Origin of the sequence: Cohaesibacter intestini, assembly GCF_003324485.1 — a bacterium.
GTDB lineage: Bacteria > Pseudomonadota > Alphaproteobacteria > Rhizobiales > Cohaesibacteraceae > Cohaesibacter > Cohaesibacter intestini.
Genome location: NZ_QODK01000003.1, coordinates 517,840 through 531,319, shown reverse-complemented (window position 1 = coordinate 531,319; position 13,480 = coordinate 517,840). Strand labels below are relative to the sequence as shown.

At 54.7% G+C, this 13,480-nt stretch carries 12 protein-coding genes; 6 read left to right on the top strand and 6 right to left on the bottom strand.

Annotated features, from left to right (window positions below):
- Positions 1-29: 29 nt before the first annotated feature.
- Complete coding sequence (locus DSD30_RS21555) at positions 30-167, bottom strand: hypothetical protein (RefSeq protein ID WP_157967696.1); 138 nt, start codon at positions 165-167, stop codon at positions 30-32.
- Between the two features lie 609 nt (positions 168-776).
- Here DSD30_RS21555 and DSD30_RS13075 point away from each other — a divergent pair.
- Together DSD30_RS13075 and DSD30_RS13070 are read left to right on the top strand one after the other, a co-directional pair.
- Positions 777-2,156 (top strand): MarR family winged helix-turn-helix transcriptional regulator, encoded by a 1,380-nt coding sequence (locus DSD30_RS13075; protein WP_114010108.1) that lies wholly within the window; start codon positions 777-779, stop codon positions 2,154-2,156.
- Positions 2,157-2,421: 265 nt separating this feature from the next.
- On the top strand, positions 2,422-3,420 hold the full coding sequence (locus tag DSD30_RS13070; protein WP_114010107.1) for a LacI family DNA-binding transcriptional regulator: 999 nt from the start codon (positions 2,422-2,424) through the stop codon (positions 3,418-3,420).
- A gap of 73 nt (positions 3,421-3,493) precedes the next feature.
- Here DSD30_RS13070 and DSD30_RS13065 read toward each other — a convergent pair whose 3' ends face one another.
- Genes DSD30_RS13065 through iolD form a run of 4 tightly spaced genes read right to left on the bottom strand, consistent with a single transcriptional unit; the run spans position 3,494 to position 8,037 of the window.
- A complete protein-coding gene (locus DSD30_RS13065) occupies positions 3,494-4,324 on the bottom strand; it encodes a class II fructose-bisphosphate aldolase (protein WP_114010106.1) in 831 nt (276 codons plus the stop codon).
- The gene (locus DSD30_RS13060) at positions 4,321-5,163 is read right to left on the bottom strand and encodes a 5-deoxy-glucuronate isomerase (RefSeq protein WP_114010105.1); all 843 of its coding nucleotides are present in this window, start codon (positions 5,161-5,163) and stop codon (positions 4,321-4,323) included. The genes DSD30_RS13065 and DSD30_RS13060 overlap by 4 nt, the downstream gene beginning before the upstream one ends.
- A gap of 13 nt (positions 5,164-5,176) precedes the next feature.
- Positions 5,177-6,160, bottom strand: a complete 984-nt coding sequence (gene iolC, locus DSD30_RS13055; RefSeq protein WP_114010104.1) for a 5-dehydro-2-deoxygluconokinase — start codon at positions 6,158-6,160, stop codon at positions 5,177-5,179.
- Between the two features lie 2 nt (positions 6,161-6,162).
- Entirely contained in the window at positions 6,163-8,037 is a 1,875-nt protein-coding gene (gene iolD / locus DSD30_RS13050; RefSeq protein WP_114010103.1) for a 3D-(3,5/4)-trihydroxycyclohexane-1,2-dione acylhydrolase (decyclizing), read from the bottom strand.
- Between the two features lie 121 nt (positions 8,038-8,158).
- Here iolD and DSD30_RS13045 point away from each other — a divergent pair, with 121 nt between their 5' ends.
- The 3 genes from DSD30_RS13045 to DSD30_RS13035 all read left to right on the top strand — a co-directional run bounded on the left by DSD30_RS13045 (position 8,159) and on the right by DSD30_RS13035 (position 11,487).
- Positions 8,159-9,262 (top strand): Gfo/Idh/MocA family protein, encoded by a 1,104-nt coding sequence (locus DSD30_RS13045; protein ID WP_198662951.1) that lies wholly within the window; start codon positions 8,159-8,161, stop codon positions 9,260-9,262.
- Between the two features lie 116 nt (positions 9,263-9,378).
- Entirely contained in the window at positions 9,379-10,269 is an 891-nt protein-coding gene (locus tag DSD30_RS13040; protein ID WP_114010101.1) for a sugar phosphate isomerase/epimerase family protein, read from the top strand.
- 81 nt (positions 10,270-10,350) lie between these two features.
- Entirely contained in the window at positions 10,351-11,487 is a 1,137-nt protein-coding gene (locus DSD30_RS13035) for a Gfo/Idh/MocA family protein (protein ID WP_114010100.1), read from the top strand.
- Positions 11,488-12,282: 795 nt separating this feature from the next.
- On the opposite strand, the gene DSD30_RS21745 is transcribed toward DSD30_RS13035, so the two are convergent.
- On the bottom strand, positions 12,283-12,429 hold the full coding sequence (locus tag DSD30_RS21745) for a hypothetical protein (protein WP_198662950.1): 147 nt from the start codon (positions 12,427-12,429) through the stop codon (positions 12,283-12,285).
- A gap of 29 nt (positions 12,430-12,458) precedes the next feature.
- Between DSD30_RS21745 and DSD30_RS13030 the strand changes: the two genes are divergently transcribed.
- A complete protein-coding gene (locus DSD30_RS13030; RefSeq protein ID WP_114010099.1) occupies positions 12,459-13,397 on the top strand; it encodes a substrate-binding domain-containing protein in 939 nt (312 codons plus the stop codon).
- Positions 13,398-13,480: the final 83 nt, after the last annotated feature.

Genomic DNA, 13,480 nt, shown 5'->3' with positions numbered 1-13,480 from the left:
AGCCCAAACGGACTTTGAGGCCATTGGCCTCAAAGATCGATGCCGCGCAGAAGTTTCAAGGCTTCCTGTTCGCGCTCATTCAGTTCATAGCGTTTTTTGGTGATGCTCAGACCAGGCAGTTTGCCGAAGGCACCGAAGAGAGATTTTGCGTTCAGTTCGTCGAACATTTTGATAACTCCGTTAGAGTGTGGCTTACAACCAACGTATATAAGGGAAATTGCTTTTCCTTGAAGCGCTGGTTTGTCAGGCCACCTCATACATTTTTGCATAGCTCAAAAAATACCTATACCAATAGCTTAGTCCATGCATATTTTATCATCTAATTCAATAACTTAACTTACAAACAAACAGACGATATTTTCGAACATTTCGACAGCTCGCCATAAAGTGAACTTGTGCCAAACAGACCAATTCATACGCGGTCTATGCATAGCTCGGCGCAAATAGCTTCGTCTTTGCTGTTTCAAAACCCTAGGAAGCAGACCGCAGTCAGCCCGAATGCAGGCTTTTTTAGATTGTTTGAAGATCGAATTTATTCGCGTCTGAATTTGGGATCAGAGTATATTTTCCTCGCCGAAAACTCATCCATTCGTCGGGAGTGACATCTTGTCTTCGCCATATTTTAACAAGTAATGTCAGTAGGTTAAACTAATATATTAGCAGACAATCGACAGCCAAGCCTGATGGCTTCCCTTGACGCATAAATACCTGCGAAGATATAGTTAGAAATCATACTAGTTTAAAAGATGACGTGGTTTTGAAGGTGGGGCGGTGTGATGACTGAAGAACTGGGGCGGCTCGACAAGAGCCTGATGGCTTTCATGCGCTATGTTCCGAGCCATGTCGCGCCCATCCTTTATCGAGCGACCTACAACGATCGGCAGTTGCTTGAAAGCGAATTGATGGCACTGATGACACTGACCCACCGCGGCCCCCTGTCACCGACCAGCATCAGTCGGCTGCTGAATATGCAGAAAGGGAGCCTGACGTCGGTATTGAAGCGACTTGAAAAGCTCGGTCTGATTGCACGTCGGGCCCACCCTGCGGATGATCGCAGCCATGTTGTTGAATTGTCGTCGGAAGGCGTCGCTCTGGCGCACCGACTGAAGCAAAGGATGGAACGCGACCTCAAAGCGCTGTTCGAGACCATGGCGCTTGCGGATAGACAGGCTGCTGCCACTGGACTTGATCTGATGGCCCAGCATTTTCGGAAACTGGAGGAGGAGAAGATGGCCCAAGCTCGAACTGCTTATGCAAAGTCTCTGAACTGGTATCACGCTGCCAGCCCGGAAGATCGCAAGGAATATGATGCCTTTGGCCCATGGCTGACGGAGGTCAAATCCGAGGCCGACATGCCGCGGCGCTTCCGCTCTCTCTACTCGGAGTATCGCGACGCAACCTATTTGATCAAGGTGCCAAGAAATGCCGACCGGCGCAATTTGCGGCCCGGGATGGATCTTTATGAGGCGGTCATTGCAGTGGACGAGGCGGGTGTTTCTCTTGCCCGTCTGGAAGAAACAAGCATATGGACCCTTAAGGCCACATGGGACGATATTGCTGCCATCTGCAGCTTTGGCGACCGATTGCAGGGTATATGGACGCTGTATCTCAAGGATGGCAATCGACCCAGCATTTCCTTCAATCGCGTATCAAGCGATTTGATCGAAGTGGTCACAGACTTTGTCCGCAGCCATTTGACGGACAAGGCCAAAGCCTCCAATACAGATACGGATGAGTTTGAGTTTTCCGACGAGGATCTGTTTTTCGGCTCAACCCTGCTCGAACTGCGTCGCCGGGAAGGGGGACCATTCACGCCCCTGCATTTCGAGCCGCAAGGACAGCCTTGCCTTGATGCGCAAGGCAATGAAGCAATCTCGACAGGTGTGCTAATGCTTGACGGTGGTGGGGAGTTGGTGATCATCAATCGCGGTGATCCGTGCCACCCGAGCGGGGAAGCCTGGTTTGCTGGCAATGATCTCTTCATTCCCTACAACCGGATCACATCCTGCACGGTCGTCGGGACTCCAGCACCCGGTTCAGGACAGTTCTACACTCTTGTGATTCAACTCGACCAACAAACAATCGAGCAGCCATGCCTTGAGGATCCAAAAACGGTTGTGGCTACCATTTGGTCACGCAGTCTGCCCAAGTCATAACGGCCGCACGCCAAAGCCACACGGCTCGGTTCAGGCTCTAAAACAGTCCGAACCGAACTGCGTTGCAGCATTTTGCAACCATCTAAAATGCCCGAATCACAAAGGATTGTGGCTGGATGGCCATGTATAAAAATGAAATAGATTTGCAAGGGGTTGCAAAAGAATTTCTGCTGCTATTCTATGAAGGAACAACACGCACAAAACCCCGATAAACAAGGCCTGATATCACGGGCCTGATCTAGTGGGTTTGGGAGGCCCAGTCAGCATGGCTGTTACATTGAAGGACGTCGCCGCAAAAGCAGGCGTCAGCCGGTCCGCCGTTTCTCGCACCTTTACCGATGGCGCCTCGGTCTCCGACAAGATGCGCAAGAAAGTCGAGAAAGCCGCCAATGAGCTGGGCTATAGCCCCAATGCGCTCGCCTCTTCGTTGACCACGGGCCGCACCAAGCTGGTGGGCCTTGTCTCTGACAACTTCCGCAACCCCCTGTTTCTCGATGTCTTTGACCGCTTCACTCGCGGATTGCAGGAAAAAGGACTGCGCCCCTTGCTGGTTAACTTGTCAGAGGAAACTGATCCGCAGCATTCTGTTCGGATGATGCGGCAATATTCGGTGGACGGCGTTGTGGTCGCCTCCTCTACCCTGCTGCCGGAATTTGCGCAGGCCTTTCGCGATGCTGGCATTCCGGTGGTCCATTCCTTTGGTCGCCCGTCAAGCAATGCGCGGGTGCACGTGGTCGGGATCGACAATATCGAATGCGGCCGCATGGCGGCCAGAACCCTTGTCGCCAGAGGCTATGACAATATCGGCTTTCTTGGTGGCCCCGAAAGTGCAACCTCAACGCAGGATCGCTATACCGGCTTCATGAGTGAAATGTCGGCCAATCCCGAGGTTAAATGCAGCTACTCTTTCGCACGCACTTACAGCTTTGCTGCCGGTCGCGAAGAGATGATGCGCCTTCTGGACAATGCACCGGCACAAGCCTATTTCTGCGGCGATGATGTCTTGTCCATTGGTGCCTTGTCGGCAATCAAAGATCGTGGCATGTCGGTGCCGGATGATATCGGTCTGATTGGTCTCAACGACATGGAAATGGCAGGCTGGCAGAATATCGATTTGACGACCATCCATCAGCCGATTTCTCAGATCGTCAACAGCTCGATCGAACTGATGGCAGCGATGCTGGCCGATCCGGACCGTTATCCCGAAACCCGCATTTTCCCATGCTCGATTACTGAGCGCAGCACCTTGAGACCGCTGCCGTAGGGGCTCCCGCCTTGTGAGAAATGAAAAGCCTGCCAGCATGATGTCTGGCAGGCTTTTTTGTTTGGGCCTTCGGTCACGCGCCTTTGAGGGCGTGCAAGGCTTCTCTGGCGGCTTCCATCACCGGATCATGGGTCTGCTTCAAGATTTGCACTCGATCAAAGCAGTCCGGATCGCCATTAACGGCCTCTCGCAACGCGGTGCCAAAGGCAAGGCGCAGCTCGGTGCCGATGTTGAATTTGCAGATCTTCGACTGTCTGGCGAGACGGGTTCGCTGTTCCAGCGGCACGCCGGAGCCGCCATGGATGACCAAGGGTATATCGGTCACGGCTTCGATGGCCCGGATCCGGGCTTCATCCAGCCCCCCTGCTCGGTCCGTCTGCAAATGCACATTGCCGACCGAGATGGCCATGGCATCCACCCCTGTTTCGCGGGCGAACCGCGCCGCGTCTTCCGGGTCGGTGCCTGCGGAGCTTTCACCACCGGAATAACCAACAAAGCCGATTTCACCTTCGCAGGAGACGTTGGCCGCATGGGCCAAGGCGGCGATCTGGGCGGTTTCGGCGATATTCTGCTCCAGTGGCTTGCGGGAGCCATCAAACATCACAGAGGTGAAACCGCAATCAATCGCCTGCTTGCACTCCTCCAGCGTGTAGCCATGATCGAGATGAGCAACGACCGGCACGTTTGCCCCTTCAGCCAGATGCCGGAACATCTTGCCCAAGATTGGTAGTGGCGTATGGGCGCGGCAAGAAGGCCCGGCCTGCAAAATGACCGGGCAATTCTCCGCTTCAGCTGCGGCCACATAGGCGCGCATATCCTCCCAGCCCAGCGTCACAAGGCCAGCCACCGCATGGCCCTGCTGCATTGCTGGCTGAAGGACGTCCTTCAGCGTGACGAGGCTCATTTGAACTTGGCCACCATATCCATGATCCCGGGGATCGTGTGCAGTTGCTCGGCATGGGTCGGCTGGAAATATTGCTTCAGCGATCGCTGGGACAAACCACCAAGGATCGTGAAATAATACATCTGATAGCCGGGCAGAACGCAGCAAGGGTGATAGCCCTTGTCGATCAGCACTGTCGAGCCATCCATGATGTGATAGGCCTCGCCCGGTTCATTGTCGACCCGCTGGAGCATTTGCAGACCAGAGCCATAATTGGGCTTGAAGCGGAAATTATAGGTCTCGTCATGGCGGCTTTCGTCGGGCAGACGATCCGTATCATGCTTGTGGCTGGGGAAGCCGGACCAGCCGCCCTCACCCACAGTAAAAAGCTCGCTGACCAACAGGCGGCCTACCTTGTCATGATAATTGGCCCCAAGGATATGCTTGATCTTGCGGTGGGTCTTGGTCTCGTCAGAGCCATATTGGACAATGTCGAGATCGGCGACGCGGACGTCAAACGGCTCGAGCATCTTGTCAAATTTGGCCCCGGCAATGAAGCATTCGGTTGCGTCACTGAGGCAAGTGATGCGGGCCTTGGCACCGACCGGGACATAGACCCCTTCCGGGTCACCATCCCAGACATCGACGGTCCGGTTGCCGAGTTGATCAAAGGCCGCCCCCTCAACATCCACATGCACGGTGCCCGTGGCTGGCACGATGCAGGTTTCATAGCCGGGAACGGCATAGTCAAAGGTCTCGCCCTTGTTAAGCTTGACGATATTGAAGTAATTCAATGGCACCAGATCATGGCCAGCATCCACGATGGGCATGTTCTGGTTATCATGGGGAGCGATATGCATGGCTCCTCCTTCCTCAGGCGTCTGTTGGGCCGGGATGATCGGCAATGAAGGCGTCGAGTTGTGGCACGGTCGGCATGGCGGGCGCACAACCGGGCTGACTAACCACCATGGAAGCGCAGGCAGAACCGCGCAACACAGCCTCTTTCAACGAGAAGCCATTGGCCAGTGAGGCCAGCAGACCCGCCATGAAGCTGTCGCCAGCGCCATTGGGCTTGATCGCGGTGACCGGATAAATGCCGGTGCGGATTTCCTCGCCCTCAAACAGGGTGAGCGCCCCTTCTTGCCCCATCTTGTAGATAACCAGACGACCGGGCTTTTGCGCGAGCTCACGGGCTTTATCAAGGCCCTTTTCGATGCCGCCTGCCATGAAGCCGAATTCTTCGTCATTGCCGACGATCATATCGCTTTCCTCGCCTGCGCGCGAGAGGACATCTGCGGCCACCTGAGGCGACGGCCAGCTGTAGGGGCGATAATCGATGTCGAAGATGACCGGGATGCCGGCCTTGCGGGCATTCTCGAAAGCGCGGAAGGTGGCGCTGCGCGATGGCTCGCTCGCAAAGACCGTACCCGCCGTGATCAGCGCCCCGAAGCTGGCATAATCGACCTTGTCCATATCCTCTTCGGTGACCTGAAAATCAACGGCCCCGTTGCGATAGATGACATTCTGGAAATCTTCCAGCACGCTTTCATAGACGGCCAGCGAAATGCGATGCTCTCCGCCGACAATGCGGATATTGCCGGTATCGACGCCATAATGTTTCAGCCGATTGACGCAAAAGCGGCCAATGGCATCGTCCGAGACCGAGGTGACCAAGGTCGACCAGCTGCCCAATTTGCAGAGGCCGGCGCAGATGTTGGCGGACGAGCCGCCAAGATCTGCCTTGAATGTGTCCGCATGCTCGCTTTTGACCCCGATCGGGTCGGCATACATGTCCATGCCTGCCCGGCCAAACACGCCGAACCGGTTGGTTTTGATCGCATCAAGAAGGGCTGTCATTGTTACACACCCTTGCGCTGTTTGGGGCGCGCCGATTCCCAGTCTTCATGGGCGGCGCGGACTTTCTCGCTGTCGGAGACTTCCGGCGTACCGCATTCCCACCATGCATGGCCCTGCGCGGTCCAGGCATCATAGGCAGCGACCTTCATGTAAATCACATAGGTCTTGTCCGACGCCTTGGCACGCTTGAAGGCATCGCCCAACTCGGACGCATCCGCCACGGTTTCGACATTGGCCCCCATCGAGGCGGCATGGGCTGCATAGTCCACATCGAACGGGTTGGGGATGGTCGGGGTGTCTTCATATAGGCAGTTGAAGCTTTCCGAGCCGACATTATTTTGCAGCTTGTTGATGACAGCCCAGCCGCCATTGTCGAGCAGCAGCACGATCATTTTCTTTTGGGTCAGGACCGAGGAATAGATGTCGGAATTCATCAGCATGTAAGCGCCGTCGCCGACAAAGACGATGGTGTCCTTATCCGGCTCACGCTCGGCCTGAGCGATACGGGCACCCCAGCCACCGGCAATTTCATAGCCCATGCAGGAATAACCAAATTCCACATCAACCGTGCCGATATCCAGCGTCCGCCAGTTGGCCGTGACTTCGGCAGGCAAGCCGCCGGATGCGGTTAGCACGCGGTCGCGCGGATCGCAAAGCTCGTTGACCACACCAATGGCCTGCGCATAGGAATTCGGTTTGTTGCCGCCATAGGAAACATTCTTGGCGACATACGCATCCCATGTCTTGCGCTCGGCCTGAGCGAAGGAGACCCAGTCGTTTGGCGCTTGATAGTCCCCCAGAGCTTCGGTCAAAGCGAGGAGCGACAGTTTGGCGTCACCGACCACGGGAGCGGCCATATGTTTGCCAGCATCAAAGCGGGCGACATTGACGCCGATCAGCTTGGCTTCGTGGGCAAAGGCAGTCCAAGAGCCGGTGGTAAAATCCTGCAGACGGGTGCCGACGCAAAGAATGACATCCGCTTTCTCGCCGATAATGTTGGCCGAATCCGAGCCCGTCACACCGATCGGGCCGATATTGAGTGCATGCTCATTGAGCAGGTTGGCACGGCCAGCGATGGTTTCAACAACCGGGATCTGGTGAGCTTCGGCAAAGTCGGTCAGTTCCTTGACCGCGCCGCTATATTGCACACCGCCACCGGCGATGATCATCGGGCGTTCGGACGCCTTCAGCAAAGCAACCGCATCGGCAATTTCATAGGCATCAGGGGCCTGACGGCGGATGCGATGGACTTTCTTCTCAAAGAAGATTTCCGGATAATCATAGGCCCAGCCCTGCACATCCTGCGGCAGACCGAGGAAAGCCGGACCACAATCAGCCGGATCAAGCATGGTCGCCAGAGCATTTGGCAGAGACTGGATGATCTGGGCGGGATGAACGATGCGATCCCAGAAACGGGTGACCGGCTTGAAGGCATCATTAACGCCGAGGGTCGGATCGTAAAAATTTTCCATCTGCTGGAGAACCGGATCCGGCAGGCGGGTGACATAGGCGTCACCGCAGAGCATCAGCATCGGCAGACGGTTGGCATGGGCCAAGGCCGCAGAGGTGACGAGGTTCGAAGTGCCCGGCCCAGCAGAGGCGGTGCAAAACATAAAGCGCTGGCGCAGCCATTGCTTGGCATAGCCTGCAGCAGCAAAGCCCATGCTTTGCTCATTCTGACCACGATAAAGCGGCAATTCTTCCTGATAGTTGTATAGAGCTTCGCCGAGGCACGTCACGTTGCCATGACCAAAGATACCGAAACCGCCTCCACAGAGCCGATATTCCTGCCCGTCAATCTCAATATACTGATTTACCAGCCATTTTACGATGGCTTGAGCCGTCGTAAGGCGGCATGTCCCTTGTGCCTCTGTCATTTAGGCGCCTCCCTTGGGAAATGCGCGCATCCTTATCGAATGCCGCTTGCGAAAGATTGAGGCTCATGATACAGATCTTGAAACCGATTGCAAATAGTATTTCATTTTGGGAGGGGATGCTGTGACAGAGATCGGAATTGGTATGATTGGTGGTGGCTATATGGGCAAAGCGCACTCTGCTGCCTTTGCAGCCGTCGGCACTATTTTTGAAACCAGCCTCAAGCCGCGCCTTGAAATGATTTGCTCTGCCTCCGCTGCAAAAGCGGAAGGCTATCGGCGTGCTTATGGCTATCGCCGCAGCACAGGGGACTGGCGTGATCTGGTTAATGACCCCTCGGTCGATGCGGTGGTGATTGCCGCGCCTCAAAGCCATCACCGCGCCATTGCGGAAGCCGCCTTTGCCGCAGGCAAGCATGTCATGTGCGAAAAACCCCTTGGCGCTTCCATTGACGATGCTTTGGCCATGGTCAAAGCCGCAGAATCCAGCGGTTTAGTTCACCAAACGGCCTTTTGCTATGTGCGCTCGCCTGCGACCCAGTTTGCCCGCAAGTTGCTTTCGGAAAACGCCATCGGGGATATTACGTGGTTTCGCGCCGAACATACGGAAGATTTTTTGGCCGACGCCAATGATCCATGGGAATGGCGCTGCACGGGCGCGGCCAATGGCACGCTGGGTGATCTGGCGGTGCATTTGTTCAATGGGGCCTTGGCACTGATGGGGCCGATCGACAGCCTGATTGCCGAGACAGAAACCATTCATAAAGAACGCCCGGGTGGGATCGTTGATAATGACGATCAGGTCCATCTGATGTGCCGCTTTCAGAGCGGCGTGATGGGGCATCTTCATTCGTCTCGCGTTGCAACCGGTCGCAAAATGGGTTACGCCTACGAAATCCACGGCACAAAGGGGGCGATCCGCTTTGATCAGGAAGATCAGAACGCCCTGTGGCTCTATCGCATGGAAGGGCCAGAGGCAGAACGCGGCTTTCGCAAGATCCTGACCGGCCCGGCGCACCCGGACTATAAGGCTTTCTGCCTCGGACCCGGCCATGGCACGGGCTATAATGACCTGATTGTCATTGAGGCCAAGGATTTCCTGGAAGCGATCCATGAAGGCCAACCCCGTTTCCCAACCTTCAGGGACGGCCTTGCCGCCGCTCGCGTCGTTGAAGCGGTGACTAAGTCCAATACATCGCGAAGGTGGCAAAGCGTCATTCAGGACTAAGTTGGCGGACAGCAACCCGCACCCAAGAACCAATTTCCAACAAAATCAGAGAGCCAAGTCCCAGGGAGGAGTATGCCTGTCACTGGGCTCTTTCTTGCAAGGAGAGGACCATTATCATGGCGATCAAAATAGGCAATGCCCCCTGCTCATGGGGTGTAGAATTTGCGCAGGATCCGCGCAATCCAACATGGCAGAGCGTCCTGAAAGACTGTGCGGATGCGGGCTATAAAGGCATTGAGCTGGGGCCGATTGGCTTCATGCCTGAGGATCCGGCGATCCTCAAGGCTGAATTGGACAAGACTGGTCTGGAGCTGATAGGCGGGGTGATTTTCCGCCCCTTCCATGACGCCAACAAATGGGACGAAGTGGTTGATGCGTCCAAACGCACCTGCGAAGCCTTGGTGGCCCATGGGGCCAAGCATCTGGTTTTGATCGATTCCATTGCGGAAGCCCGCGCCCCGACCGCCGGTCGTCCATTGGAAGCGGTGCAGATGTCAGACACGGAATGGGAAGGGTTCAAAAGCCGGATCGAAGAGATCGCCAAAATGGGGCTCGATCATGGTCTGATTCCGGAATTGCACCCCCATGCGGGCGGCTTCATGGACTTTGAGCCGGAAGTGGAGCGCATCTTGGCGGAAGTGGATGCGGATCTGCTCAAGCTTTGTATCGACACTGGCCATTGCACCTATGCGGGCTTTGATCCGGTCGCCTTTATGAAGCGGCATATGGATCGCATCACCTATGTCCATTTCAAATCGACCGACGCCAAGGTGAAAGCGTACGCGATTGCCAACCGCACGGGCTTTTATGATGCCTGTGGTCAGGGCATTTTCTGCAATTTGAGCGAAGGGGAAGTCGACTTCCCAGCCGTGCGCGACCTGTTAATCGAGGCAGGCTTTGAAGGCTGGTGCACCATCGAGCAGGATTGCGACCCCAATCTCGACCCGGATCCGGTCGGCGACGCACGCAAGAACCGCGAATATCTCGAATCCATCGGCTTTCAATAAGCCATCCGATTGCCCAAGCGACGGGAGTGTTTGGGCCAACTTGATCGATTGGGGCACGTCCCCATTCCTGGAGGAAATCACATGGCAAAACTCAAATGGGGCATGATTGGTGGCGGCGAAGGCAGCCAGATTGGCCCGGCCCACCGGCTCGGCGCTTTGGCCGACGGGCATTTTGACCTGACCGCCGGTGCGCTTGATCATCGCCCGGAAGAAGGCCGCGCCTATGCGCAACGGCTCGGCATTGCCGCCGACCGAGCCTATGGCGACTGGAAGGAAATGCTTGCAGGGGAGCGCAATCGCGAAGACCGGATTGATCTGGTGACGATTGCCACACCGAACTCGACCCATTTTGAAATCACCAAGGCCTTTCTCGAAGCAGGCTTTCATGTACTGTGCGAAAAACCCATGACGGTGAGCGTGGAAGAAGGTGAAGAGATCGTTCGCCTGGCTGAGAAGAGCGGCAAGATTTGCGCCGTCAATTATTGCTACACCGCCTATCCAATGGTCCGACAGGCCCGCGCCATGGTGGCCAATGGTGAAATCGGCAAGGTGCGTCTGGTGGTCACCGAGTTCAGCCACGGCCATCATGGCGACGCAACGGACGCCGACAATCCGCGGGTACGTTGGCGGTATGATCCGGCTCTGGCAGGCGTGTCGGGGCAGTTTGCCGATTGCGGCATTCATGCGCTGAATATGGCCAGCTTCATTTGCAATGATGAGGTTGAAAAGCTCTCTGCTGATTTTGCCTCCTGCATCGAAAGCCGCGAGCTGGAAGATGATGCGATGATCAATTTCCGGATGAGCAAAGGAACCGTTGGCCGCCTCTGGACTTCGTCGGTGGCGATTGGCCGTCAACATGGCTTCACCATCCAGATTTTCGGTGAAACCGGTGGCCTGAAATGGTTCTCTGAGCAGCCAAACCAGCTGCTTTACACCAAGATTGGCGGTCGCACCGAAATCATCGAGAAGGGCGAAGGCGGTCTGCATGATGAGGCGACTCGCCTGTCGCGTGTGGCAATCGCCCATCCGGAAGGATTCCCTCTGGCCGTTGCCAACATCTATTGCGACATCGCCGATGCCATTCGGGGCGAAGTAAGACCGTCCCTACCAACCGCTGAAGCAGGCGCCCGCTCGATGGCAGCGGTGCATTATGCGGTGCAGTCAGCCAAAGAGGGGGGCACATGGCTTGATGCTCGCCCGCCTATGTTCCGAAAATAAACAGGGATTAACCCCTGCCCTCGCATTAATTTGCGAGGGCAATTTTCGTACAATCAGGCATGAGCCAAGACGCAGTTTTAATTGAAATCGGTTTTCACTTTTTCTTCCATAATTTGTCAAAAGGAACCATGATAGGACCAATAAGTCCTTATCTTTGCACCTTAATAACGCAGCCTTATTGGCCGACAGACTGGCCCTTTTTTCCGTCATTGAAGGTCATTGAAAACAGGCTTCCAGCACCTTCTGTCCTAAAAAAGTCAATTCAATCAATAGAATATAAATTTCATCGATTTTTATTTCCGAATATTTTTGCCACGCAGTAGCCCCACCCATCAATCGGATCAATTGGTAAAGTAAAGTCGTGCCTTTCAGCACAGAACTCCTTAGCTATTTTCCTTAGATGTTATTGATTAGATGCAACAAAATAGAACCATCACCAACAAAGACAAATTCCGAGTGTGTTGACAATTTATCTTGACAGCAAAAGACCTTGAACCGCTCAAGCTGAATTTTTCCCATGCTTAAAAAATGCCTTGGCCTGATGGAATGACAATCAACAGCAATATATGGGTTCCAACCTCCAACGGGTCCAAACCATGGACCTTTCTGATTCTAAAGGCGCTTTTCGAACTTTCAAGAAGCCGGAATTTGGTCAGCAATCTGTCAAATGAATTTTTTTGAAAATTTGTGTTGCAACCGATTGCAATATTGGTACAGTTGCAGCACGGTGCTAGTCAAAAGAGGAGCTATTGACCAGTCACCGATCAGGCATCTTGGGAGGGCCTGCCGCACGCATCAATGCACCTGGCCACCGGTTTGGTCTGGGTTGAAATTGAATTTGGCGAGCGCTGCATTCTCTTCTCCTTTGCCGGACACCATCATTTCGCCGCGCCGCAGTTTTGGCTGTTTTGGGGCGGCATGCAAAAGCAGGAATTCTTGCATTTCGGCTTTTTCAAACGGAGGAAATTGAGATGAAAAAGTTTGTTATGGCAGCAGTTGTTGGCACGTTGTTGTCCTCGTCTGCGATGGCCGAAAATATCGGCGTCACCATGGCTGCATTCGATGATAACTTCTTGACTGTTCTGCGCAACGCCATGATCGCCAAAGGCGAGGAAATGGGTGCAGATCTTCAGCTCGAAGACGCGCAGAACGAAGTTGGCAAACAGCTCAACCAGATTCAGAACTTTGTGGCTTCCGGCGTGGATGCGATCATCGTCAACCCGGTTGACACCGACGCCACTATCCCGATGTCCAAACTGGCTGCAGATGCTGGCATTCCGCTGATCTACGTCAACCGCGAGCCTGTCAACCTCAAAAAACTGCCAGAGAAACAGGCCTATGTCGGTTCTCTTGAAATTCAGGCAGGCAACCTGCAGGGTCAGCATGCTTGTGACCTGTTCAAGAAAATGGGCAAAACCGAAGCGCAGGTCGTGGTTCTGATGGGTGATCTGTCCAACCAGGCTGCGCGTCTGCGCACCAAAGGTGTGGAAGATGTATTCGCCAAAGACGATTGCAACTTCATCAAGGTGGTCGAGAAACAGACCGGCATGTGGCAGCGTACCCTTGGTACCGACCTTGTCACCAACTGGCTGTCCGCTGGCTTGAAAATTGATGGCGTGATGTCCAACAACGACGAAATGGCCGTTGGTGCAGCTCAGGCTCTCAAAAATGCTGGCGCTGACTTCGACAAAGTCGTGATTGCTGGCGTGGACGGCACGATCGATGCCAAAGCCATGATCGAAACGGGTGAAATCGACCACACTGTTTTCCAGAATGCCAAAGGTCAGGGCGCTGGTGCTGTTGAAGCTGCTCTGAAGTTCGCACGTGGCGAAAAAGCTGAAGCAGTCAACTATATTCCATTCGAATTGATCACGCCGGAAAATCTGGCCGAATTCGCCAAGACCAACTGATCATTCTGATCTGATCACTGCGAGGGCGGCACCCTGCCCTCGCAAGCAATGTTGCCTTTCAGCGCAAGCAAGGGAGGAAAACC

Bases quoted from the DNA above. Each gene is read 5' to 3' on its own strand.
- iolD (WP_114010103.1), bottom strand. From the start codon at position 8,037: ATGACAGAGGCACAAGGGACATGCCGCCTTACGACGGCTCAAGCCATC.
- DSD30_RS13065 (WP_114010106.1), bottom strand. From the start codon at position 4,324: ATGAGCCTCGTCACGCTGAAGGACGTCCTTCAGCCAGCAATGCAGCAG.
- DSD30_RS13060 (WP_114010105.1), bottom strand. From the start codon at position 5,163: ATGCATATCGCTCCCCATGATAACCAGAACATGCCCATCGTGGATGCT.
- DSD30_RS13035 (WP_114010100.1), top strand. From the start codon at position 10,351: ATGGCAAAACTCAAATGGGGCATGATTGGTGGCGGCGAAGGCAGCCAG.
- DSD30_RS13040 (WP_114010101.1), top strand. From the start codon at position 9,379: ATGGCGATCAAAATAGGCAATGCCCCCTGCTCATGGGGTGTAGAATTT.
- DSD30_RS13075 (WP_114010108.1), top strand. From the start codon at position 777: ATGACTGAAGAACTGGGGCGGCTCGACAAGAGCCTGATGGCTTTCATG.
- DSD30_RS13030 (WP_114010099.1), top strand. From the start codon at position 12,459: ATGAAAAAGTTTGTTATGGCAGCAGTTGTTGGCACGTTGTTGTCCTCG.
- DSD30_RS13070 (WP_114010107.1), top strand. From the start codon at position 2,422: ATGGCTGTTACATTGAAGGACGTCGCCGCAAAAGCAGGCGTCAGCCGG.
- iolC (WP_114010104.1), bottom strand. From the start codon at position 6,160: ATGACAGCCCTTCTTGATGCGATCAAAACCAACCGGTTCGGCGTGTTT.
- DSD30_RS21745 (WP_198662950.1), bottom strand. From the start codon at position 12,429: ATGCAAGAATTCCTGCTTTTGCATGCCGCCCCAAAACAGCCAAAACTG.
- DSD30_RS21555 (WP_157967696.1), bottom strand. From the start codon at position 167: ATGTTCGACGAACTGAACGCAAAATCTCTCTTCGGTGCCTTCGGCAAA.